The sequence below is a fragment of the Serratia sp. BNK-17 genome, assembly GCF_048684935.1.
Classification (GTDB): domain Bacteria; phylum Pseudomonadota; class Gammaproteobacteria; order Enterobacterales; family Enterobacteriaceae; genus Serratia; species Serratia nematodiphila.
Genome location: NZ_JBLQTR010000001.1, coordinates 2657475 through 2681014, shown reverse-complemented (window position 1 = coordinate 2681014; position 23540 = coordinate 2657475). Strand labels below are relative to the sequence as shown.

The following is a 23540-nucleotide window of genomic DNA, read 5'->3' as shown; positions in this document are numbered from 1 at the left end:
TTAGTCAAATTCCAAGTCCACCTGCTCATTGCCTACCAACGTCCGCAAGTCGATCAACAAGCGGTCGGTGGGCGTCACGCGCCAGGTTGCGCCAAAACGCAGCTTGGCTCGCGCATCTTCCCGTTGATAGTAGAGATGCACTGGAATCGTCCCCGATCGATGGGGTTCCAACGACTGACGGAGACGGTTCAAAAGCTGGTCATCAATTTGCCTGTCAGTCAGCGAGATAGCAAGCCCGCGAGCGTATTTTTCCCGGGCTTCACTGATGTCCATTACCTCGCGGGCCATCATTTTAAGCCCGCCGCTAAAGTCATCAAAGCTGACCTGTCCACTGGCGATAAGGATACGGTCTTTTTCCAACAAATGCTGGTATTTTTCTAACGCTTCGGTGAATAACATCACTTCCAGACGGCCCGAACGGTCATCCAGCGTGCAGATGCCGATGCGGTTGCCGCGCTTGGTCACCATCACCCGCGCGGCGACCACCAACCCGACGGCGGTAGTCATTTTGCCCCGATCCGTCGGGTGCATGTCTTTCAAACGCTGGCCACCGGCGTAACGTTCGATCTCCTTCAGGTACTGGGTGATCGGGTGGCCGGTCAGGTACAGCCCCAGCGTCTCCCGTTCACCGTCCAGCACCACCTGCTCCGGCCAGGGCGCGATATTGGCGTAGGATTGCTCTACCTGCTCCGGCGCTTCCGCCAGCACGCCAAACATATCCACCTGGCCGATAGCTTCGGCTTTCGCATGCTGATCCGCCGCTTTCAACGCGTCGCCGAGCGAATTCATCAGCGCGGCGCGATGCGGCCCAAGGCGATCGAACGCCCCGGACATGATCAGTTTTTCCAGAATGCGGCGGTTCAGTTTCTTGATGTCGGAGCGCGCGCAGAGATCGAACAGGTCTTTGAAATAACCTTGTTCGCCGCTGTTGCGCGCCTCGATAATCGCCTCGATTGGCCCTTCCCCTACGCCCTTGATGGCGCCGATGCCGTACACGATCTCGCCGTCGTCGTTGACGTGGAAGTGATACAGGCCGCTGTTGATGTCCGGCGGCAGGATCTTCAGCCCCATGCGCCAGCATTCGTCCACCAACCCCACCACTTTGTCGGTGTTGTCCATATCGGCGGTCATCACCGCCGCCATAAACTCGGCCGGGTAGTGGGCCTTCAGCCACAGCGTCTGGTACGACACCAGCGCATAGGCGGCGGAGTGCGATTTGTTGAAGCCATAACCGGCGAATTTCTCCACCAGGTCGAAGATTTTCACCGACAGTTCGCCGTCGATGCCGCGCGCTTTGGCGCCGTCTTCAAAGCCGCCGCGCTGCTTGGCCATTTCGACCGGGTTCTTTTTACCCATCGCACGGCGCAGCATGTCCGCGCCGCCCAGCGTATAGCCGGCCAGCACCTGGGCAATCTGCATCACCTGTTCCTGATACAGGATGATGCCGTAGGTCGGCTCCAGCACCGGCTTGAGCGACTCGTGCTGCCACTGAATGTCCGGGTAGGAGATCTCTTCACGGCCGTGTTTGCGGTCAATGAAGTTATCCACCATGCCCGACTGCAGCGGCCCCGGACGGAACAGCGCCACCAGTGCGATCATGTCTTCGAAGCAGTCGGGCTTCAGACGTTTGATCAAATCTTTCATACCGCGCGATTCAAGCTGGAACACCGCCGTGGTTTCCGAGCGCTGCAGCATGTCGAAACTTTTCTTGTCGTCGAGCGGAATGGCGGCGATGTCGATCGGTTCCAGCCCGGTCTTGGCGCGCCGGGCGTTGATCATCTCCAGCGCCCAGTCAATGATGGTCAGGGTGCGCAGACCGAGGAAGTCGAACTTCACCAGCCCGGCGTATTCCACGTCGTTCTTGTCGAACTGGGTCACCGGATGGTTCCCTTCGGCATCGCAGTACAGCGGCGCGAAGTCGGTGATCTTGGTCGGCGCGATCACCACGCCCCCGGCGTGTTTACCGGCGTTGCGCGTCACCCCTTCCAGCTTGCGCGCCATGTCGATCAGCGCCTTGACCTCTTCGTCGGCCTCGTAAATTTCCGGCAGCTGCGGTTCGGCGGCGAAGGCTTTCTCCAGCGTCATGCCCGGATCCGGCGGCACCAGCTTGGAGATGCGATCGACGAAGCCGTACGGGTGCCCCAGCACGCGGCCCACGTCGCGGATAACCGCTTTCGCCGCCATGGTGCCGAAGGTGATGATCTGCGATACCGCTTCGCGGCCGTACATCTCCGCCACGTGCTCGATCACCTGGTCACGCTTCTCCATGCAGAAGTCGACGTCAAAGTCGGGCATTGAGACACGTTCCGGGTTCAGGAAGCGTTCGAACAGCAGATCGAACTCCAGCGGATCGAGGTCGGTGATTTTCAACGCATAGGCCACCAGCGAACCGGCGCCGGAGCCGCGCCCCGGGCCCACCGGCACGTTGTTGTCCTTCGACCACTGGATAAACTCCATCACGATCAGGAAGTAGCCGGGGAAGCCCATCTGGTTGATCACCTTCAGCTCTACGTCCAGACGCTCGTCATATTCCGGGCGGCGCTGCGCGCGCACTTCAGGATCGGGGAACAGGAACTCCAGACGCTCTTCCAGCCCCTCTTTCGATTTGAGCACCAGGAAGTCCTCGGTGCTCATATCGCCGGTCGGGAACTGCGGCAGGAAGTATTCGCCGAGGCGAATGGTGACGTTGCAGCGCTTGGCGATTTCGACGCTGTTCAGCAGCGCTTCCGGGATGTCGGCGAACAGCTCGCACATCTCGTCTTCGCTGCGCATGTATTGTTGCGGGCTGTAGTTGCGCGGCCGCTTGGGGTCGTCCAGCGTAAAGCCGTCGTGAATGGCGACGCGGATCTCATGGGCGTCGAAGTCATCTTCCACCAGGAAGCGCACGTCGTTGGTGGCCACCACCGGCAAGCCGCGCTCAGTGGCCAGCGCCACCGCCGCATGCAGGTAGTTCTCTTCGTCCTGACGGCCGGTGCGGATCAGTTCCAGATAGTAACAGTCCGGGAAATGCTGCTGGTAGAAATCAAGACACTGATCCACCTGCGCCTGGTTGCCGCGCAGCAGAAACTTGCCGACGTCGCCCTGACGCGCACCGGAGAGCAGGATCAGCCCTTCGCGATGTTCAATCAGCCAGTCGCGATCGATAGTCGGGCCGGCGGCGCCGTAGCCGCGCTGATAGGCGCGGGAAATCAGCAGCGTCAGGTTCTGGTAGCCTTCGTTGTTGCTGGCCAGCACCGTCAACTGAGCCAGTTCATCGCCCAGCTCTTCGCTTTGCACATGGAAATCCGCGCCGATGATCGGTTTGATCCCGGCGCCGTGCGCGCTGCCGTAGAATTTCACCAGCCCGCACAGGTTGGTGAAATCGGTGATTGCCAGTGCAGGCATGGCTAACGCGGCGGCTCTTTTCACCAGCGGCGCCGTCTTGGCCAATCCATCAATCATGGAGTAGTCACTGTGGACGCGCAGGTGAATAAAACGAGGTTCGGCCATCTCCAGATACCTGATTGAAGGGGCTCAGCAGGCTGAGCCCGGGTTAATGCTATCGTCGAGCCGGTCAGGCTCGCAGACTACAGCGCCAGCGCTCTTTTCACCGGCGCGAAACTGCGGCGATGATGCTCGGTGGCGCCCAGCGCGGCCAGCCGCTCCAGGTGGAAGGCGGTCGGGTAGCCTTTATGCTGCGCGAAACCGTAGTCCGGGTACTCGCTGTCCAGCTCGGCCATTTCGCGATCGCGCGTGACCTTCGCCAGAATGGACGCCGCGCTGATCTCCGCCACGCGGCTGTCGCCCTTCACCACCGCCTGCGAACGCATCGGCAAGCTCGGGCAACGGTTACCGTCGATTAAAACCATGTCCGGCGCGATATGCAACCCGGCCACCGCGCGCTGCATCGCCAACATGGTGGCGTGCAAAATGTTCAGTTGGTCGATTTCCGCCGGTTCGGCGCGCCCCAGGCTCCAGGAGAGCGCCTTGGCGACGATTTCGTCATACAGCGCCAGGCGGCGTTTTTCACTGAGTTTCTTGGAGTCCGCCAGACCGACGATCGGCTGCGCCGGATCGAGGATCACGGCGGCGGTGACCACCGCGCCGACCAACGGGCCGCGGCCCACTTCGTCCACACCGGCAATCAGCGTGGCAGCGGGATAGATAAAGGGTTCAATCATGCTTTCGCCAGCTCCAACACAGCCTGAGCGGCCTGTTCGTCCGCACCGCAACGGATGCTTTGGTGCAAGGTAAGGAAAGTGTGTTTCAACGCGTCGGTTTCCGGGCTCTCTTCCAGCAGCGGCATCACGGCGGCGGCCAGTTTGTCCGGCACGCAGTCATGCTGCAACAGCTCGGTGACGATCTCCCGCCCCGCCAGCAGATTCGGCAGCGAAACGTAAGGCGTTTTCACCAGCTTCTGCGCCAGCCAGAAAGTGAACGGCTTCATGCGATAGCCCACCACCATCGGGCACTTGGCCAGCATGCACTCCAGCGCCGCCGTACCGGATGCCAGCAGCGCCGCGTCGCTGGCGATCATCGCTTCGCGCCCCTGCCCATTCAGCAGGTGTACGGTCAAATCCGGCGCAACCTCGGCCTTGATGCGCTCAAACTGCTCGCGCCGTTTGGCGTTGACCAGCGGCACCACCACTTCCAGCTCGGGATAACGAGTGCGCAGCAGCTGCGCGGTTTTGAGGAAGTCGGCGCTCAGCATCTCGACTTCGGCGCCGCGGCTGCCCGGCAGCAAGGCCAGACAGCGCGCCTGCGGAGCGATGCCAAGCTGAGCGCGCGCCGCCAGCCGGTCGGGCTGCAACGGCATGGCGTCCGCCATGGTGTGGCCAATAAACCGGCAAGGCACGTTGAAACGATCGTAAAACGCTTTTTCGAAAGGGAGAAAGGCCAGCACCAAATCGGTGGCTTTGCCTATTTTGAAAACGCGCTTTTGCCGCCAGGCCCACACGGAAGGGCTGACGTAGTGGATGGTGCGGATACCACGCTGCTTGAGGCGGCCTTCCAGCGTGATGTTGAAGTCCGGCGCGTCGATGCCGACAAACACGTCCGGCCGCAGCTCACCGAAGCGGCGGGTAAGATCCTTGCGGATCTTCAACAGGCGTGGCAAACGCTCGAGCACTTCCACCACGCCCATGACCGCCAGTTCTTCCATTTCGTACCAGGCTTCGCAGCCTTCGGCCTGCATCAACGGGCCGGCGACGCCTACGAAACGCGCGTCGGGGATCTGCGCCTTGAGCGCACGGATCAAGCCGGCGCCGAGAATGTCACCGGAGGTTTCTCCGGCGACCAGTCCGATAGTCAATGGACGATTCGACATAACTCAGCGAATGATGCCACGGGTGGAACGGGTGAAGAAATCGAGGTATTGCTGCACCACCGGCTGTTCTTTGGCCAGGGCTTCGATTTCCGCTTTCGCTTCATCCAGCGTTTTCTCGCTGCGATACAGGATTTTGTAGGCGTTGCGGATTGCCTGCAGTTCATCCTTGTCAAAACCGCGGCGCTTCAGGCCGACCGCGTTGACGCCGAACGGCGTAGCGTGGTTGCCCTGAGCGATGACGAAAGGAGGCACGTCCTGAGCGACACCGGAACAACCGCCTACCATCACATGCGCGCCGATAATGCAGAACTGGTGGATCGCCGTCATGCCGCCGATGATGGCGTGATCGTCGATTTCCACATGCCCCGCCAGCGTGGCGTTGTTGGCCAGCACGCAAGCATTGCCGACCACGCAATCGTGGGCGACGTGCACGTTGACCATCAGCAGGTTGTCGTTGCCCACTTTAGTCAGGCCGGTACCCTGCGCGGTGCCGCGATGAATGGTCACGCTTTCGCGGATGCGGTTGCGATCGCCCACTTCAACGCGCGTCGGTTCGCCCGCATATTTCAGATCCTGATTCACTTCGCCGATAGAGGCGAACTGATAAATCTGATTATCGCAGCCAATCTTGGTAATGCCGTTCACCACCACGTGGGATTTCAGCACCGTGCCGGCGCCGATTTCCACCTGGGAGCCGACGTAGCAGAATGGGCCGATATGCACGTTGGCGCCGATCACGGCGCCTTCTTCGACTATCGCGCTAGGATGGATAAAGGCGGTTTGGTCAATCACGGATTAAGCCTCCCGGCTGCGGGCACACATCATGGTTGCTTCGCAGACAATTTTACCGTCAACGGTCGCCACGCCTTTGAAGCGAGTCAGACCGCGGCGAGTTTTCTCGAAGGTGACTTCCATGACCATCTGATCGCCTGGCACCACAGGGCGCTTGAAACGTGCTTCGTCGATACCGGCGAAGTAATACAGCTCGCCCGGCTCCAGTTTGCCGACGCTTTTAAACGCCAGGATACCGGTGGCCTGCGCCATGGCTTCCAGGATCAATACGCCTGGGAAAATCGGTTTGCCAGGGAAATGGCCCTGGAAAAACGGTTCATTCACCGATACGTTCTTCACCGCACGCAGATATTTGTGCTCTTCAAACTCGAGGACGCGGTCGACCAGCAAGAACGGGTAACGGTGAGGAAGCAGATCCAAAATTTCTGCAATATCCAGAGTATGAGTGTCAGTAGTCAAAATACTCTTCCTGTCTCTAAAAACTGATGGCATCAACAACACGGCCTGCGCTGACCCCAAAAGGAGATCATCATGCAGGCCGCAAATTAACATCTCTTTGCGCTTTTGGTCTCACGACCAACGCGTTTCGTTTTGTACCCGCCAGGGCGGGCGGCAATGATTAGTCTTTTCCGACTTTACGTTCGACAGCTTTCAAGCGTTTGCTGATCTCATCGATATTCATCACCAACGCAGCGGTTTTACGCCAAACCTTGTTAGGCTGCAACGGAATGCCCGAAGAGTATACCCCAGGTTCGGTGATTGGTCGCATAACCATTCCCATTCCGGTAACAACAACCTTGTCGGCAATCTCCATGTGACCGTTGATCACGCTGGCACCGCCGATCTGGCAGTAGCGGCCGATTTTCAGGCTGCCGGCCATGATCACACCGCCGGCGACGGCGGTATTGTCGCCAATCACGACGTTATGTGCAATCTGGCATTGGTTGTCGATGATAACACCATTCCCGATTTGGGTGTTATCCAAAGCGCCGCGGTCAATGGTGGTGCAAGCGCCGATTTCGACGCGATCGCCGATAATCACCGTGCCCAACTGAGGGATTTTGATCCACTCGCCGCGCTCGTTCGCATAGCCGAAACCGTCCGCGCCGATCACGGTGCCGGACTGGATCAGGCAGCGCTGGCCGATTTCAACCGCATGATAAATCGTGACATTCGCCCACAGACGCGTTCCCGCGCCGATGCGTGCGTGTTTGCCGATGAAGCAGCCCGGGCCGATAACCACGTTATCGCCAAGCACCGCACCCGACTCAATCACCGCGTTCGCCCCAATGGCGACGTTCTGCCCCAGCTGCGCTTCAGGCGAGATCACCGCGCTTGGCGCGATATCCTGTGCTGGTGCCGGCGTAGTGTCCATCAGTTGCGCCATGCGCGCGTAGGTCAGATAAGGGTTTTTAACCACCAGCGCCGCAGCACGGCAGTGTGGTAAATCCGCTTCGGTAAGCACCACGGCGCTTGCCTGGCAGGAAGACAGCTGCTCTTGATAGCGGCTGTTTGACAAAAACGTGATTTGGCCAGGCTGTGCCGAATGCATAGAAGCAATGCCGGTGATGACGAGATCGCCATCACCGTGCAATTGTGCATCCAACTGCTGCGCTAAATCAGCCAGTCGAATTGAAAGCATGTGTTATTTAACCTGTTTCAGCACGTCAGCAGTGATATCTTTGGAAGAGTCTGCATAGGCAACGGCGTTGGCGTCGATCACCACGTCATAACCGCCTTTGCTGGCGACAGATTTCACCGCGTCCTGAATACGGCTCAGGATCTTGTTACGTTCTTCCATCTGGCGACGGCGGTTGTCCTGCTCGAAAGCCTGGGCTTTCTGAGAGAACTGCTCGCGTTGCGCCATCACGTCTTTTTCCAACTTGCTGCGGTCGCTGGCTTTCATGGTAGCGCCGTCACGCTGCAGACGTTGCATTTTGGTCTGCAGGCTACGCTCCATGTTCTGGAGTTCGCTTGCACGGCCTTTAAACTCGTTTTCCAGCTGTTTAGCGACCGCTTCACGGGCCGGCAGCTGTTGGAAAATGCTGGAGACGTTAACGACAGCGATCTTATCTGCTGCCTGAACGCCAGCTGAAGCAGCCATTGCTAAACCGAGGCCTGCGGCACACAACCACTTTTTCACTATAAACTCCTTACCATCACCCATTTGTGTCATATGACACTGAAGTACACAATTTGCCAGACTTGTCCCACCAAACAATGAGAATCATCTCCCTCTGCCGGCGGGCGCCTGGCCATTGCGATTCTTAATAACTGTTATGCCCAGAGGCGAGACCCGTTACCAGGTCTTACCGATGTTAAACTGGAACTGTTCGGACTTGTCGCCTTCGTATTTCTTGATCGGGTTGGCGTAAGAGAACACCAATGGCCCCAATGGCGACATCCACTGCAGCGCGATACCGGCGGAAGAACGAATATTGCTGGCCTTGCTGTAGTCCGGCACGCCGTACATCAGCGTTTCGTCGGTATTCTTCCACTTGGTATCCCACACGGTACCGGCATCGATGAACAGCGAGGTCCGCACCGAGTTGGCGTATTTCTCGCTGATGAACGGCGTCGGGGTGATCAGCTCCAGGCTGGCGACCGCCATGGCGTTACCGCCCACCGCGTCATCCGAGCTACAGATGCTCTGACGCGAGGTCGTGCTGCCGGCGTTGAACTGACACTGGTACGAGTTGGAGTTGTAGTACACCGCCTTCGGACCAATGGTGTTGGACTGGAAGCCGCGCACGGTGCTCGAACCACCGGCGTAGAAGTTCTCGTAGAACGGCATTTCCTTGCCGCCCAACCCATCCGCATAACCCAGACGGCCACGGCCCAACAGCACCCAGGTGCGATCGTCGTTAATCGGCACGTATTGTACGCTGTCCAGCGTCACCTTGTAGTATTCGTTGTCCGAGCCCGGAATGGTGACCTTGCCGTTCAACGTGGTGCGGTTACCCGAGGTCGGGAAGTAGCCGCGGTCCAGGTTGTTGTAGGTCCAGCCCAGGTTCAGCGTAAAGTCGTCGGTCGAGTAGCTGGCGCGGTCGGTTTTGTTCGCATCCACGCCCATCGAGTCGAGGTAACGCCACATGGCGATCTGCGGCTGCATGTTCGACAGGCCGTTGTGGACGTAGCCCAGGCCGGTGCGCAACGAGTTGTTTTCGTTGATCGGGAAGCCCAGCGTGCCGTCGATACCGTAACTCTTGTTGGTATAGTCCGACAGATCCGCGTCATCCGCCTTAAAGTCGTTGTAGAAGATGCGGCCGCCCAGGCTCACACCGTCAACGGTGAAGTACGGGTTGGTGACCGACAGTTCGGTATAGGTCTGATAGTCGTTCTTGGTGCCGCTGATGCCGACCGAGTACCCGGTACCCAACCAGTTATCCTGCTGCACGCCCGCCTGGAAGCTGACGCCGCTCTCGGTGCCGTAACCGACGCCGAAGTTGAAGGTACCGGTGTTGCGTTCTTTCACCTTGTAGGTCACATCGACCTGATCGGCGGTGCCCGGCACGCGCTGGGTTTCCACGTCAACCGTTTCGAAGTAGCCCAGACGGTTCAGACGCTCTTTGCCCTGCTCGACCTGCTCGTTGCCGAGCCAGGCGCCTTCCATCTGGCGCATTTCGCGACGCAGTACGGAATCCTTGCTGGTATCGTTGCCTTCGAACTTGATGCGACGCACGTAGAAGCGGTTGCCCGCGTCAACGTTGACGTGCAGTTTGACGGTTTTATCCGCGTCGTTGATCTCAGGCTGAGTGCCGACGCGCGGGTAGGCGTAACCATAACGGCCCAACATCGTTTTGATGTTGTCTTCCATTTTGGTCACCTTGCTGCCGTTGTACAGCTCGCCTGGCTCGATTTTGGTGATCTGAGCGACTTCCGCCGAGTGGCCGGCCAGATTGCCGTTCACGACAACATCGGAAAGCTTGTACTGCTCGCCTTCGGTGATGTTGATGGTGATGTAGATGCCTTTTTTATCCGGCGTCAGGCTCACCTGGGTAGAATCGATGTTGAAGCGGGCATAGCCGCGATCCAGATAGAAGCTGCGCAGGGTTTCGAGATCGCCCGCCAGTTTTTGCTTCTGGTATTTGCGATCGCCGACCAGGTTCCACCATGGCACTTCGTCACGCAGTTGGAAGCGTGAGATCAGTTCGTCGTTGGTGAAGGCATGGTTGCCGACGATGTTGATTTGTTGAATCTTGGCGGAGACCCCTTCCGTGAACACCAGCTTCAGGTCGACACGGTTGCGCGGCAACGGCGTGACTACGGCTTTCACCGAGGCGCTGTATTTACCGACGCTGTAGTAGAAGTCTTCCAGCCCTTTTTCAATGCTGGAGATCGTGGTGCGGTCGAGCGCCTCGCCCACCCGGACGCCGGAGGCTTCCAGGTTCTGCTTGAGCATGTCATCCTTCACCGACTTGTTGCCGGAGAAAGTGATGCTGGCGATGGTAGGACGTTCCTTCACCTGCACGATCAAGGTATTACCATCGCGCAGCACGCGCACGTCCTCGAAGTTGCCGGTGGCAAACAAGGCACGGATGGTATTACTGATGTCATCGTCAGTGACGGTATCGCCGACGCGAACCGGCATGTTGAGTAACGCCGCACCGACGGCGACTCGCTGCAGGCCTTCGAAATGAATGTCTTTCACTACGAACCCGTCTGCACCGTATACGGTGGCGCTGCCAAACAGCAGCGACGCTATGAGCAACTTTTTCATCGCCATCGTTGTTATGCGTTCTTCCTAACCTATCCCCGCCCCTAGAGGCGGGAAAAATCATTGAAAAGTGCAAGACCCATCAACAACACCAGCACGATCGAACCTATGCGGTAGCTGTAGTCCTGTACTCGCTCGGAAACCGGCCCACCCTTCAGCTTTTCTATCGCCAGGAAGAGGAGATGCCCACCATCTAACACCGGTAATGGGAACAGGTTGATGATACCCAGGTTGACGCTAATCAACGCCAGGAACATCAGATAATACACGAACCCGACTCCGGCTGACGCCCCAGCTCCCTGTGCAATCGAGATCGGGCCACTCAGGTTGTTCAGCTTTACATCACCGGTTATTAATTTGCCCAGCATGTTGACCGTCAGCCGCATCAGCTGCCAGGTCTTGTCGCCGGCCTGATACAGCGCCGGGAACGGTCCATACTGGCGAATCGTTTTATACTCGTCCGGCAGCGGCAGCACTTTTGGAATGATGCCTGCAAACCCCACCGATTTGTCTTTTCCCACCGGCTTTGTATCCGGTATCAGCGTCAAAGACAAGGGGGCGCCGTTTCTTTCAATCTCCAAAGCCAGCGGTTGCCCCGGGCCATCGTGGATACGCTTCACCAGCGTCTGCCAACGACCCAACGGCTGACCATCGACTTTAACGATCCTGTCCCCCGCTTGTAAACCCGCCTTTTGCGCCGCCGAGTTAGGCTGCACTTCCGCCAACACGGATTCGATCTGCGGGCCGCGCGGCATAATGCCCAGCGCGACAACGGGATCCTGCTTGTCCGGTTCAAAGTTCCACTGGCGCAAGTCCAGGGTTTTGGTCACCACCTGCGAAGAACCGAACGGCGCGACGCCGACTTCGGTTTGCGCATCGCCAATCTTCGCCACCAGCGCCAGACGAACTGACTCCCAATCAGGCGTTTCGATGCCGTCAACCGACTTTAGTTCCATGCCAGCCGAAATTTCGGCCTTGGCGGCGATGGATTGCGGCGCGATTTCGCCGATCACCGGGCGGAAACTCGGCACGCCGATGATGAACACCAGCCAATAGGCAAGGATAGCAAACAGGAAGTTGGCGATGGGGCCGGCGCTGATGATGGCCGCGCGCTGCCAGACGGTTTTATTGTTGAAGGCCTGGTGGCGCATCTCCGGCGCCACCGACTCCACGCGCTCGTCCAGCATCTTCACGTAGCCGCCGAGCGGGATCAGAGCGATAACGTACTCGGTGCCCTGGCGATCGGTGCGGCGCCACAGCGCCCGGCCGAAGCCGATGGAGAAGCGTTCAACGCGCACGCCGCAACGACGGGCAACCCAAAAGTGTCCGAACTCATGCACGGTAATCAAGATACCGAGCGCAATCAGAAACGCCACCAGGTTCCAAAGCACGCTGACCATCATCCCTCACTTTCCGTCATCGACGGATTAAAACACCAACAGCATCAGGCAGGCAAACACCGGCACCGCCGCGGTCAGGCTGTCGATACGATCCAGTATGCCGCCGTGGCCGGGAATCAAATGCCCGCTGTCCTTGATGCCCGCTTCGCGTTTGAACATGCTTTCGGTCAAATCGCCCAGCACCGAAGCCAGCGCGGCGATCACCGAACAGGCCAGCAGCGTGGTCGGCACCACGTTCAGCGGCGCGTAGCGGCCGAACAGCCACGAGATCACCGCCGACGTCAGCAGCCCGCCGATCAACCCTTCCCAGGTTTTACCCGGCGAGACCTTCGGCGCCAGCTTATGCTTGCCGAACAGCTTGCCGAACATATAGGCACCGGAATCCGCGCCCCACACCAGCAGCATCACGTACAGCAGCCACCAGGCGCCGGTAAACGGGTTTTGCTCATAGCCGAACTGACGCAGCGCCAGCATGCCCCAGAAGAACGGCACGATGGTCAGCAGACCAAACAGCAGGCGCAGCGGGCGCGAATTGCGCCAGATGGCGGCCGAGCCGGGGTAAAACAGCACCAGCAGCAGCGCCGCCAGCCACCAGGCCAGCGACAGCCACAGCGAGCCGCTTACCTGCGGCACGGATTGATGGTAGGCGGGAACGCTGAGCATCATCAGCGCCAACAGAAAACCGCACAGTATCGCCAGCCAGATGCGCTGCGAACGGGAGGTAAAACCGGCCAGTTGGCCCCACTCCCAGGCTGCTAACATGCACACGACGAGCGTTACCAGAGCAAAGGCCAGCGGCGGCAACAGGAACAGCGCCGCGATAACGATCGGGATTAAAATCAGAGCAGTTATGAGGCGATACTTCAGCAAAAGTTCTCCCTAGGACGCATCGGCGCCGATAGGTGTTGTTCCCCCGAAGCGGCGCTCACGTTGTGCAAATGCATTCAGCGCACCTTCAAAGACAAGTTCATCGAAATCAGGCCAGAGCACATCAGTAAAGTAAAGTTCAGCATAGGCGACTTGCCACAGCAGGAAGTTACTGATGCGATGTTCGCCACCGGTGCGGATAACCAGATCCACCGGCGCCAGATCGCTCATGCAAACCCGCTCGCTCAATAATTCCTCGCTGATCTGATCCGGGTGCAACTCCCCTCCCCGTACCTGTTCGGCCAGTTCCCTTACTCCCTGAATGATATCCCAACGGCCGCCGTAGTTGGCAGCGATATTGAGCGTCAGGCCATCGTTATTTTCCGTCAGTGCTTCAGAGCGGCGGATCCGCTCCTGCAAACGCGCGCTGAATCGACTGATATCGCCGATCACCCGCAGCCTGACGTTATGTTTATGCAGGCTTTTTACTTCACTATCCAGAGCACGGACAAAAAGCTCCATCAGGGCGGAGACTTCCTGCACCGGACGGTTCCAGTTTTCGCTGCTGAAGGCATAAAGCGTGAGTGCATCTAAATGGTGGCTGGCGGCAAAACTGACCGCGCGGCGAACCGATTTCACCCCTGCTTTATGACCGAAGACACGTAACTTGCCCTGACGTTTGGCCCAGCGTCCGTTACCGTCCATGATAATGGCAACATGGCGCGGCCCCGGGGAAGATGGATTAACCTCTTGTTGGTTTGCGGACGACATAACTCGTACTTATTTCCTCAGTAGAAATATAACTGCCTTTCCGGAACATCAGACCCTTACACGCAAAAAAAGCCGTGTGCCCGACACGGCTTTCAACCTGCCCTTGCGATACCCGGCGCAACCGGGTCGCCATTGGCGAACAGAGCGCCAATCGAGCCATAATTCAACGGTATAACCGCTGACAGGTGGCGCAGACTATACCACCTCAGCGGGGCATGAACAAACGGCCCCGCTGCGGCACGCGCGAATTACGAGCAAAATCGGATAATCGCCGTGATCAGCCGCACAACGCGCGAACGCGCTCCTCAGCGGCGGCGCGCGCCTGGCGGTCAATGTCTAAGACCGCTTCGATGCAGGTCGGTTCCTGCAGTGCGAGACGCTCCACCACCTGGCGGTTGACCGCCGCGATGTCGGTAAAGCGAATCTGCTGCTGCAAAAAAGCCGCCACGGCGATTTCGTTGGCCGCGTTCAGCGCAGTGGTCGCCGCCTGGCCGGCATCGAACGCTTCGATCGCCAAATACAGGCAAGGATAACGCTCGCGCTCCGGCTCGGCGAAGGTCAGCGAACCGATGCGGCAGAAGTCCAGCGCTTCCACGCCGGAGTTCACGCGCTGCGGATACGCCATCGCGTGGGCGATCGGCGTACGCATATCCGGCGTACCCAGCTGCGCCAGCACGCTGCCGTCGGTATAGCGCACCATCGAGTGAATCACCGACTGCGGGTGCAGGATCACTTCCATTTGTTCGGCCGACGCGTTAAACAGCCAGCGGGCCTCAATGTATTCCAGACCTTTGTTCATCATGGTGGCGGAATCCACCGAGATCTTGCGGCCCATCGACCAGTTCGGGTGGGCGCAGGCTTGATCCGGCGTCATCGTGGCGAACTGTTCCAGCGGCGTGGTGCGGAACGGGCCGCCGGAACCGGTAAGCACGATGCGCGAGACACCATGACTGTCCAGTGAAGAGTATCCCAACTGACGCTGAATGCTCTCAGGCAAACTCTGAAAAATCGCGTTGTGCTCGCTGTCGAGCGGCAGCAGTTGCGCCTGGCTTTGCCGCACCGCGTCCATAAACAGACGGCCGCAGGTGACCAGCGACTCCTTGTTGGCCAGCAGTACCTGCTTGCCCGCGCGGATCGCCGCCAGCGTCGGCAACAGCCCCGCAGCGCCGACGATCGCTGCCGTCACCTGATCGACGTCATCCAACGCGGCCAGCTCGCAGGCCGCTTGCTCTCCGGCCAAGACTTCGGTAGCGACGCCGTTTTCCGCCAGGATAGCGCGCAGCTCGCGGGCGGCGTTTTCATCCGCCATAGCAGCAAAGGCGGGCCGGAATTCCATGCATTGCTGCGCCATGACCGCGACGTTGCGGCCGGCCACCAGCGCTTTGATCGCAAAACGGTCGGGATTCGCCCTGACCACGGCCAGGGTGCTGGTCCCTACCGAGCCGGTCGAGCCAAGAATGGTCAGTTGCTTCATGAGTTCACTCTGAATAACTGTCTGATGAGATCGGAGGTGTCCCAGTGTGGAACCTTGGACACCGCTTGTCCATGATCTTTCAGTACGATGAAACGGGATCTGCGCCACAAAAAACAAAGCGCCGCCCAGGCGACGCTTTTTTTCTGCGCGATGCTGATTAGAAATCCATCAACTCTTTTTCTTTCTCCGCCAGCGCGGCGTCGACCAGCTTGATGTAAGCGTCGGTCATTTTCTGAATCTCGTCTTGCGAACGACGCTCTTCGTCTTCGCTGATCTCTTTGTCTTTCAGCAGCGCCTTGACCTTGTCGTTGGCGTCGCGACGCACGTTACGCACCGCTACGCGGCCCTGCTCGGCTTCACCGCGTACGATCTTGATCAGATCCTTACGGCGTTCTTCGGTCAGCGGAGGCAGCGGAACGCGAATGTCAGAACCGGCGGAAGACGGGTTAAGGCCCAGATCGGAACTCATGATCGCTTTCTCAACGGCCTGGCTCAGGCTGCGGTCGAACACGTTGATTTTCAGCGTGCGGGAGTCTTCCACGGTCACGTTGGCCAGTTGACGCAGCGGCGTAGCGGCGCCGTAGTATTCCACCATGATGCCGTCCAGAATGCTTGGCGAAGCGCGGCCGGTGCGGATCTTGCTGATTTGGTTTTTGAATGCTTCTACGCTTTTTTCCATGCGTGAATCAGCATCTTTTCTGATTTCATTAGTCACGTTGCAAACCCTTGGAAGCTGGTTACTTGGCAGGCGATACTCAAGTATAGCCCGTAATCGTACTCGGAGAGCGCGCGGCGCCTGGCGTCACGCGCTCCGAAAAAGGGGTGTGAACAGCCTTATTTGCTGATCAACGTACCTTCGTTCTCACCCATCACCACGCGGCGCAGCGCGCCAGGCTTGTTCATGTTGAACACGCGGATCGGCAGACCGTGATCGCGAGCCAGCGTAAACGCCGCCAGATCCATCACTTTCAGCTCGCGCTCCAGCACGTCCTGATAGGTTAATTGTTCATACAGCGTCGCATCCGGATTTTTCACCGGATCGGCGGAGTAGACGCCATCCACTTTGGTGGCTTTCAGCACCACGTCCGCTTCGATCTCGATGCCGCGCAGGCAAGCGGCGGAATCGGTGGTGAAGAACGGGTTGCCGGTACCGGCGGAGAAGATCACCACGCGGTTGTTGCGCAGCAGACTGATCGCCTCTGCCCAGCTGTAATTGTCACACACGCCGTTCAGCGGGATCGCCGACATCAGGCGGGCGTTCACATAGGCACGGTGCAGTGCATCACGCATAGCCAGGCCGTTCATCACGGTAGCCAGCATTCCCATGTGGTCGCCCACTACGCGGTTCATGCCGGCTTGCGCCAGGCCCGCGCCGCGGAACAGGTTCCCGCCGCCAATAACTACACCGACCTGAATTCCCAGTTCGACCAGCTCTTTCACTTCCTGAGCCATGCGATCCAAAACGCTGGCGTCGATACCAAAACCTTCTGCACCTTGCAGGGCTTCGCCACTCAGTTTAAGCAGAATACGCTGATATACGGGTTTTGCATTGGTTGCCATGGTGTTCTGTCCTAAGAAGCAGTATTAGTATTGGGGATTTCAGCCGATGAAACGCGCCTGGGGTGAATATCACGCCGCAGGACCTGCCACCGGTGTAATTCTGGCTGGATAGTATGGAACCGCCAGACGGCGGTTCCATCGACAGTCATTAAGACTGTTTGCTCATCGCGGCAACTTCAGCAGCGAAGTCGGTTTCGACTTTCTCGATGCCTTCGCCCACTTCGAAGCGAATGAAGTTGGTCACGTCAGCGTTGTGCTCTTTCAGCACCTGAGCAACAGACTTGCTCGGATCCATAACGAAAGGCTGACCGGTCAGAGAAACTTCGCCGGTGAATTTCTTCATGCGGCCTTCAACCATTTTCTCTGCGATTTCTTTCGGCTTGCCGGACTGCATGGCGATGTCCAGCTGAACCTGGTACTCTTTTTCTACCACTTCAGCAGACACGTCTTCTGGCTTCACGAACTCTGGCTTGCTCGCCGCAACGTGCATTGCGATTTGCTTAACCAGCTCTTCGTCAGCGCCTTTAGCCGCAACCAGAACGCCGATACGCGCGCCGTGCAGGTAGCTGCCCAGCACTTCGCCTTCCAGGGAAGCAACGCGACGAATGTTGATGTTTTCGCCGATTTTTGCCACCAGCGCTACGCGCTCTTCTTCGAACTGTGCTTTCAGCACGTCAACGTCAGTGATTTTGCCAGCCATAGCGGCATCCAGCACTTTGTCGGCGAACGCCTGGAAACCGGCGTCTTTTGCTACGAAGTCAGTCTGGCAGTTAACTTCCAGAATGATGCCGTAGTTGCCTTCGATCTTGGTTTTGATCACGCCGTCAGCAGCCACGTTGCCTGCTTTTTTAGCGGCTTTGATCGCACCGGACTTACGCATGTTTTCGATTGCCAGCTCGATGTCGCCGTTGGATTCAACCAGCGCCTTCTTGCAATCCATCATGCCAGCGCCGGTACGCTCGCGCAGTTCTTTTACCAGGGCAGCGGTAATATCAGCCATTTATTTTTCCTCGGTTATCTCGCGTGGAGACAGTTCTCATTCAGATAAGCAAAGGGGGCCTTTACAGGCCCCCCTAACCAACATATGTCAATACCTGGTTAATAAGGGCTCAGTGACGAGCTTGCCTTATTATTCAGCTTCTACGAAGCCTTCTTCCGCCTGAACGGCCAGATCTTGAGAACGACCTTCACGCACAGCGGCAGCAACGGCAGTCAGGTACAGGTTTACTGCACGGATTGCATCGTCGTTACCAGGGATGATGAAGTCAACGCCGTCTGGGTTAGAGTTGGTATCAACGATAGAGAATACCGGGATACCCAGGTTGTTGGCTTCTTTGATCGCGATGTGTTCGTGATCGGCATCGATAACGAACAGTGCGTCTGGCAGGCCGCCCATGTCTTTGATACCGCCCAGGGAGTTTTCCAGCTTGGCCAGTTCACGAGTGCGCATCAGCGCTTCTTTCTTGGTCAGCTTGTCCAGGGTGCCGTCTTGAGACTGGATTTCCAGATCTTTCAAACGTTTGATGGACTGACGAACGGTTTTCCAGTTAGTCAGCATGCCGCCCAACCAGCGGTGGTTCACGAAGAACTGGTCACAGCTGTTAGCAGCGTCTTTTACCGCTTCGCTTGCTGCGCGCTTGGTACCAACGAACAGGATCTTGCCTTTACGGGAAGAGATCTTGGTCAGTTCAGCCAGAGCGGCGTTGAACATTGGTACGGTCTGCTCCAGGTTGATGATGTGAACCTTGTTACGAGCGCCGAAGATGAAAGGCTTCATTTTCGGGTTCCAGTAACGGGTCTGGTGACCGAAGTGAACACCAGCCTTGAGCATGTCGCGCATGGAAACAGTTGCCATGATTAAACCTCTATAGATTAATTGGGGTTATGCCTCCACGTATCCCATAACGCCGACCCTGGCGGCGACAAGTCACCTCAGGGCACCCCGGCGGATGTGCCGATACGTGTGTGTTATTTACACAAAATGAGTGCAGTTAAAGTATTTTCGGCCAATTCCTGCCTGGTCACAAGAACCAAGTCGCGGATCGCCGGCGCGCTTTATACCATAAACCCGCTGCCGACACCAACTTTTGTTGCGTTTCGCCGGGCGTCAGGAAATGAAATTTGGCAGCCCCCGGCCGGGCTGATACCATAAGTCACTGCTTCTTATTGTCGACGATAACGACACCTGCGGACGAATTTCATGGCAATCTCAATTAAAACACCTGATGACATCCAAAAAATGCGCGTGGCAGGCCGCCTGGCCGCCGAAGTGCTGGAGATCATCGAGCCGCACGTCAAACCTGGCGTGACCACCGGCGAACTGGACCGTATCTGTCACGAGTACATCACCAACGAACAGCAGGCCATTTCCGCCTGCCTCGGCTACCACGGCTTCCCGAAATCCGTGTGCATCTCGGTGAACGAAGTGGTGTGCCACGGCATCCCGAGCGACGACAAAACGCTGAAAGACGGCGACATCGTCAACATCGACGTGACCGTAATTAAAGACGGTTTCCACGGCGACACCTCGAAGATGTTCATCGTCGGCAAACCGACCATTCTGGGCGAGCGCCTGTGCCGCGTCACTCAGGAAAGCCTGTATCTGGCGCTGAAGATGGTCAAACCGGGCATCCGTCTGCGCACCCTGGGCAAGGCCATCCAGCAATTCGTCGAGGCCGAGAAATTCTCCGTGGTGCGCGAGTACTGCGGCCACGGCATCGGCGAAGTGTTCCATGAAGAGCCGCAGGTACTGCACTATGACGCGGACGACGGCGGCGTGGTGCTGCAGGCGGGCATGGCCTTCACCATCGAACCGATGGTCAACGCCGGCGACTACCGCATCCGCACCATGAAAGACGGCTGGACGGTAAAAACCAAAGATCGCAGCTTGTCGGCGCAGTATGAGCATACTATTGTGGTCACTGATAACGGCTGCGAGATAATGACGTTGCGCAAGGATGACACCATCCCCAACATCATTACGCACGAGATGTAAGCACTGCGGCGCACGCCGCGTGCAGAATGTCACCAGGCCGGCTTATGCCGGCCTTTTTTATGGGCTGCGCACTATGTCTGACAATCTCCTTCAACCGGCCGTGCCGATGCCGCCCGCCTCTCCCAGCGTCTACGGCGACGACGAGCTCACCTGCCCGCTGCTGAAACAGCGGCTGGAGCAGTTCCAGCTGTGGCTGGCGGCGGCGTTCAACGCCGGATCCAGCGCCGAAAGCCTGGTGGCGGCGCGCAGCGACTTCATCGATCGCCTGCTGCGCCGGCTGTGGACGTTCTACGGCTTCGCAGATATCCCGGAAACCGCGCTGGTGGCGGTCGGCGGCTACGGCCGTGGCGAGCTGCATCCGCTGTCGGATATCGATGTGCTGGTGCTCAGCCAGCGCCGGCTGACGGAGCAACAGTCGCAGCGGGTCGGCGAATTCATCACCCTGCTGTGGGATCTCAAGCTGGAAGTGGGCCACAGCGTGCGCACCCTGGAAGAGTGCCTGCTGGAAGGGCTGGCGGATCTGACCGTGGCCACCAACCTGATCGAATCGCGCATGATCTGCGGCGACGTTGCGCTGTTCCTGCAGATGCAAAAGCATATCTTCAGCGACGGCTTTTGGCCCTCGCCGCAGTTCTTCCACGCCAAGATCAGCGAGCAGCAGGAGCGTCATCAGCGCTACCACGGCACCAGCTATAACCTGGAACCGGATATCAAAAGCAGCCCCGGTGGCCTGCGTGACATCCACACGCTGCTGTGGGTGGCGCGTCGCCACTTCGGCGCCACCTCGCTGGACGAAATGGTCGGCTTCGGTTTCCTCACCCAGGCCGAACGCAACGAGCTGAACGAATGCCAGAGCTTCCTGTGGCGCATCCGTTTCGCGCTGCATCTGGTGCTGCCGCGTTACGACAACCGTCTGCTGTTCGATCGTCAGCTCAGCGTGGCGCAGCTGCTGCGCTATGAAGGCGAAGGCAACGAGCCGGTCGAGCGCATGATGAAAGACTTCTACCGCATGACGCGGCGCGTCAGCGAGCTGAACCACATGCTGCTGCAGCTGTTCGACGAAGCCATCCTGGCGCTGGACGCCACCGAAAAGCCGCGCCCGCTGAACGACGATTTCCAGCTGCGCGGCGATCTGATCGATCTGCGCGACGAAACGCTGTTCATCCGCGAGCCGCAAGCCATCATGCGCATGTTCTACCTGATGGTGCGCAACCGCGAGATCAAAGGCATTTATTCCACCACCGTGCGCCAGCTGCGCCACGCGCGCCGCCACCTGAAACAGCCGCTGTGCACCATCCCGGAGGCGCGCGATCTGTTTATGGCCATCCTGCGCCACCCCGGCGCGGTGTCGCGCGCGCTGGTGCCGATGCACCGTCACAGCGTGCTGTGGGCCTATATGCCGCAGTGGGGCAAGATCGTCGGGCAGATGCAGTTCGACCTGTTCCATGCCTATACCGTTGACGAACACACCATCCGCGTGCTGCAGAAGCTGGAGAGCTTCGCCGAGCCTGAAACCCGGCCGCGCCATCCGCTGTGCGTGGAGCTGTACCCGCGCCTGCCGCACCCGGAACTGCTGCTGCTGGCGGCCTTGTTCCACGATATCGCCAAAGGGCGCGGCGGCGATCACTCGATCCTCGGCGCGGAAGACGTGGTGGAGTTCGCCGAACTGCACGGCCTCAACTCGCGAGAAACCCAGCTGGTGGCCTGGCTGGTGCGCTGCCACCTGCTGATGTCGGTCACCGCGCAGCGCCGCGATATTCAGGATCCGACGGTGATCCAGCAGTTCAGCAGCGAAGTACAGAGCGAAACCCGCCTGCGCTATCTGGTGTGTCTGACGGTGGCGGATATCTGCGCCACCAACGAAACCCTGTGGAACAGCTGGAAACAGAGCCTGTTGCGCGAGCTGTATTTCGCCACCGAAAAACAGCTGCGCCGCGGCATGCAAAACAGCCCGGATCTGCGCGAACGCGTGCGCCACCATCGCCTGCAGGCGCTGGCGCTGCTGCGCATGGACAACATCGACGAAGAGGCGCTGCACCGCATCTGGAGCCGCTGCCGCGCCGATTACTTCCTGCGCCACTCGCCGAATCAGCTGGCCTGGCACGCCCGCCACCTGCTGGCCCACGACTCCACCCAGCCGCTGGTGCTGGTCAGCCGCCAGGCGACGCGCGGCGGCACCGAGATCTTCATCTGGAGCCCGGATCGCCCTTACCTGTTCGCCGCCGTCGCCGGAGAGATGGATCGCCGCAACCTGAGCGTGCACGACGCGCAGATCTTCACCAACCGCGACGGTATGGCGATGGACACCTTTATCGTGCTGGAGCCGGACGGCAGCCCGCTGGCGCAGGATCGCCACGCGGCGATCCGCCAGGCGCTGTTGCAGGCCATCACCCAGCGGGAATACCAGCCGCCGCGCGTACGCCGGCCGTCATCCAAGCTGCGCCACTTCAGCGTGCCGACCGAGGTCACCTTCCTGCCGACCCACACCGATCGCCGCAGCTACCTGGAGCTGACCGCGCTCGACCAACCCGGCCTGCTGGCGCGGGTGGGCGAAGTGTTCGCCGATCTGGGGCTGTCGCTGCACGGCGCGCGCATTTCCACCATCGGCGAGCGGGTCGAGGATTTGTTTATCCTGGCCGACGGCGAGCGGCGCGCGCTCGACCAAGAAACGCGCAGAAAGTTGGAGCAACGGTTGACAGAGGCCCTCACCCCAAACGATAAAATGTGATACAAGTAACTTTTTACCGACAACATCAGGAAAGAGAACAGCATGCAGCAATTACAGAACGTTATTGAAAGCGCCTTCGAACGCCGTGCGGACATCACTCCGGCGAACGTAGACACCGTAACGCGCGAAGCGGTAAACCAGGTGATCGGCCTGCTGGACAGCGGCGCCCTGCGCGTCGCCGAGAAGATCGACGGTCAATGGGTCACCCATCAGTGGCTGAAGAAAGCCGTGCTGCTCTCTTTCCGCATCAACGACAACAAGGTGATGGACGGCGCGGAAACCCGCTACTACGACAAAGTGCCGATGAAATTCGCCGACTACGACGAAGCGCGCTTCCAGAAGGAAGGCTTCCGCGTCGTGCCGCCGGCCACCGTGCGCCAGGGCGCGTTCATCGCTCGCAACACCGTGCTGATGCCGTCTTACGTTAACATCGGCGCCTACGTCGACGAAGGCACCATGGTCGACACCTGGGCTACCGTCGGTTCTTGCGCACAGATCGGCAAAAACGTTCACCTGTCCGGCGGCGTCGGCATCGGCGGCGTGCTGGAGCCGCTGCAGGCCAACCCGACCATCATCGAAGACAACTGCTTCATCGGCGCGCGTTCCGAAGTGGTGGAAGGCGTGATCGTGGAAGAAGGCTCGGTGATTTCGATGGGCGTATACCTCGGCCAGAGCACCCGCATCTATGATCGCGAAACCGGCGAAATCCATTACGGCCGCGTGCCGGCGGGTTCGGTGGTGGTTTCCGGCAACCTGCCGTCGAAAGACGGTTCTTACAGCCTGTACTGCGCGGTGATCGTCAAGAAGGTCGACGCCAAAACGCGCGGTAAAGTCGGCATTAATGAGTTATTGCGCACTATCGACTAAATTGAAATAGCGGGTGATTCACCCGCTATTTTTTTGTCTGCGTTTCGCTGGCAGTCACAGTCGC

19 protein-coding genes are annotated in these 23540 nt (G+C 58.9%); 3 read left to right on the top strand and 16 right to left on the bottom strand.

The window, feature by feature from the left end:
• The 16 genes from dnaE to rpsB form a co-directional block, all read right to left on the bottom strand.
• Complete coding sequence (dnaE, locus tag ACMGF7_RS12655; RefSeq protein ID WP_004931970.1) at positions 1-3489, bottom strand: DNA polymerase III subunit alpha; 3489 nt, start codon at positions 3487-3489, stop codon at positions 1-3.
• Positions 3490-3566: 77 nt separating this feature from the next.
• On the bottom strand, positions 3567-4160 hold the full coding sequence (rnhB, locus tag ACMGF7_RS12650) for a ribonuclease HII (RefSeq protein ID WP_015378890.1): 594 nt from the start codon (positions 4158-4160) through the stop codon (positions 3567-3569).
• Positions 4157-5305 carry a lipid-A-disaccharide synthase gene (gene lpxB, locus ACMGF7_RS12645; RefSeq protein ID WP_028128317.1) on the bottom strand — a complete coding sequence of 383 codons (1149 nt, stop codon included), beginning with the start codon at positions 5303-5305 and terminating at the stop codon, positions 4157-4159. The genes rnhB and lpxB overlap by 4 nt, the downstream gene beginning before the upstream one ends.
• 3 nt (positions 5306-5308) lie before the next feature.
• On the bottom strand, positions 5309-6097 hold the full coding sequence (gene lpxA, locus ACMGF7_RS12640; protein WP_406889109.1) for an acyl-ACP--UDP-N-acetylglucosamine O-acyltransferase: 789 nt from the start codon (positions 6095-6097) through the stop codon (positions 5309-5311).
• Positions 6098-6100: 3 nt separating this feature from the next.
• The gene (gene fabZ, locus ACMGF7_RS12635) at positions 6101-6556 is read right to left on the bottom strand and encodes a 3-hydroxyacyl-ACP dehydratase FabZ (protein ID WP_004931962.1); all 456 of its coding nucleotides are present in this window, start codon (positions 6554-6556) and stop codon (positions 6101-6103) included.
• Between the two features lie 160 nt (positions 6557-6716).
• Positions 6717-7739: a UDP-3-O-(3-hydroxymyristoyl)glucosamine N-acyltransferase gene (gene lpxD / locus ACMGF7_RS12630; RefSeq protein WP_004931959.1), complete on the bottom strand. Its 1023-nt coding sequence runs from the start codon at positions 7737-7739 to the stop codon at positions 6717-6719.
• A gap of 3 nt (positions 7740-7742) precedes the next feature.
• Positions 7743-8240, bottom strand: coding sequence for a molecular chaperone Skp (gene skp, locus ACMGF7_RS12625; RefSeq protein WP_004931958.1), 498 nt, complete (start codon positions 8238-8240; stop codon positions 7743-7745).
• Between the two features lie 156 nt (positions 8241-8396).
• Positions 8397-10823, bottom strand: coding sequence for an outer membrane protein assembly factor BamA (gene bamA, locus ACMGF7_RS12620; RefSeq protein WP_004931955.1), 2427 nt, complete (start codon positions 10821-10823; stop codon positions 8397-8399).
• A 35-nt stretch (positions 10824-10858) separates the two neighbouring features.
• Positions 10859-12214 carry a sigma E protease regulator RseP gene (rseP, locus tag ACMGF7_RS12615; RefSeq protein ID WP_420286758.1) on the bottom strand — a complete coding sequence of 452 codons (1356 nt, stop codon included), beginning with the start codon at positions 12212-12214 and terminating at the stop codon, positions 10859-10861.
• 27 nt (positions 12215-12241) lie between these two features.
• A complete protein-coding gene (cdsA, locus tag ACMGF7_RS12610) occupies positions 12242-13084 on the bottom strand; it encodes a phosphatidate cytidylyltransferase (RefSeq protein ID WP_004931949.1) in 843 nt (280 codons plus the stop codon).
• Between the two features lie 9 nt (positions 13085-13093).
• Positions 13094-13852 (bottom strand): (2E,6E)-farnesyl-diphosphate-specific ditrans,polycis-undecaprenyl-diphosphate synthase, encoded by a 759-nt coding sequence (gene ispU, locus ACMGF7_RS12605; protein ID WP_049241692.1) that lies wholly within the window; start codon positions 13850-13852, stop codon positions 13094-13096.
• Between the two features lie 277 nt (positions 13853-14129).
• Positions 14130-15326 carry a 1-deoxy-D-xylulose-5-phosphate reductoisomerase gene (ispC, locus tag ACMGF7_RS12600; protein ID WP_049241690.1) on the bottom strand — a complete coding sequence of 399 codons (1197 nt, stop codon included), beginning with the start codon at positions 15324-15326 and terminating at the stop codon, positions 14130-14132.
• A gap of 157 nt (positions 15327-15483) precedes the next feature.
• Entirely contained in the window at positions 15484-16041 is a 558-nt protein-coding gene (gene frr, locus ACMGF7_RS12595; RefSeq protein WP_004931943.1) for a ribosome recycling factor, read from the bottom strand.
• 119 nt (positions 16042-16160) lie between these two features.
• Positions 16161-16886 (bottom strand): UMP kinase, encoded by a 726-nt coding sequence (gene pyrH, locus ACMGF7_RS12590; RefSeq protein WP_004931940.1) that lies wholly within the window; start codon positions 16884-16886, stop codon positions 16161-16163.
• 148 nt (positions 16887-17034) lie between these two features.
• Positions 17035-17886 carry a translation elongation factor Ts gene (tsf, locus tag ACMGF7_RS12585; protein WP_004931939.1) on the bottom strand — a complete coding sequence of 284 codons (852 nt, stop codon included), beginning with the start codon at positions 17884-17886 and terminating at the stop codon, positions 17035-17037.
• A gap of 129 nt (positions 17887-18015) precedes the next feature.
• Positions 18016-18741, bottom strand: a complete 726-nt coding sequence (gene rpsB / locus ACMGF7_RS12580) for a 30S ribosomal protein S2 (RefSeq protein ID WP_004931937.1) — start codon at positions 18739-18741, stop codon at positions 18016-18018.
• 345 nt (positions 18742-19086) lie between these two features.
• On the opposite strand from rpsB, the gene map reads away from it, so the two are divergent.
• The 3 genes from map to dapD all read left to right on the top strand — a co-directional run bounded on the left by map (position 19087) and on the right by dapD (position 23476).
• Positions 19087-19881, top strand: a complete 795-nt coding sequence (gene map / locus ACMGF7_RS12575; RefSeq protein WP_004931936.1) for a type I methionyl aminopeptidase — start codon at positions 19087-19089, stop codon at positions 19879-19881.
• A gap of 73 nt (positions 19882-19954) precedes the next feature.
• Positions 19955-22609: a bifunctional uridylyltransferase/uridylyl-removing protein GlnD gene (glnD, locus tag ACMGF7_RS12570; RefSeq protein WP_164095969.1), complete on the top strand. Its 2655-nt coding sequence runs from the start codon at positions 19955-19957 to the stop codon at positions 22607-22609.
• Between the two features lie 42 nt (positions 22610-22651).
• Positions 22652-23476 (top strand): 2,3,4,5-tetrahydropyridine-2,6-dicarboxylate N-succinyltransferase, encoded by an 825-nt coding sequence (dapD, locus tag ACMGF7_RS12565; RefSeq protein WP_004931932.1) that lies wholly within the window; start codon positions 22652-22654, stop codon positions 23474-23476.
• Positions 23477-23540: the final 64 nt, after the last annotated feature.

Excerpts from the sequence above, each read along its gene's own strand:
- dnaE (WP_004931970.1), bottom strand. The coding sequence starts at position 3,489 with ATGGCCGAACCTCGTTTTATTCACCTGCGCGTCCACAGTGACTACTCC.
- rnhB (WP_015378890.1), bottom strand. The coding sequence starts at position 4,160 with ATGATTGAACCCTTTATCTATCCCGCTGCCACGCTGATTGCCGGTGTG.
- lpxB (WP_028128317.1), bottom strand. The coding sequence starts at position 5,305 with ATGTCGAATCGTCCATTGACTATCGGACTGGTCGCCGGAGAAACCTCC.
- lpxD (WP_004931959.1), bottom strand. The coding sequence starts at position 7,739 with ATGCTTTCAATTCGACTGGCTGATTTAGCGCAGCAGTTGGATGCACAA.
- bamA (WP_004931955.1), bottom strand. The coding sequence starts at position 10,823 with ATGGCGATGAAAAAGTTGCTCATAGCGTCGCTGCTGTTTGGCAGCGCC.
- rseP (WP_420286758.1), bottom strand. The coding sequence starts at position 12,214 with ATGGTCAGCGTGCTTTGGAACCTGGTGGCGTTTCTGATTGCGCTCGGT.
- ispU (WP_049241692.1), bottom strand. The coding sequence starts at position 13,852 with ATGTCGTCCGCAAACCAACAAGAGGTTAATCCATCTTCCCCGGGGCCG.
- ispC (WP_049241690.1), bottom strand. The coding sequence starts at position 15,326 with ATGAAGCAACTGACCATTCTTGGCTCGACCGGCTCGGTAGGGACCAGC.
- pyrH (WP_004931940.1), bottom strand. The coding sequence starts at position 16,886 with ATGGCAACCAATGCAAAACCCGTATATCAGCGTATTCTGCTTAAACTG.
- tsf (WP_004931939.1), bottom strand. The coding sequence starts at position 17,886 with ATGGCTGATATTACCGCTGCCCTGGTAAAAGAACTGCGCGAGCGTACC.
- rpsB (WP_004931937.1), bottom strand. The coding sequence starts at position 18,741 with ATGGCAACTGTTTCCATGCGCGACATGCTCAAGGCTGGTGTTCACTTC.
- map (WP_004931936.1), top strand. The coding sequence starts at position 19,087 with ATGGCAATCTCAATTAAAACACCTGATGACATCCAAAAAATGCGCGTG.
- glnD (WP_164095969.1), top strand. The coding sequence starts at position 19,955 with ATGTCTGACAATCTCCTTCAACCGGCCGTGCCGATGCCGCCCGCCTCT.
- dapD (WP_004931932.1), top strand. The coding sequence starts at position 22,652 with ATGCAGCAATTACAGAACGTTATTGAAAGCGCCTTCGAACGCCGTGCG.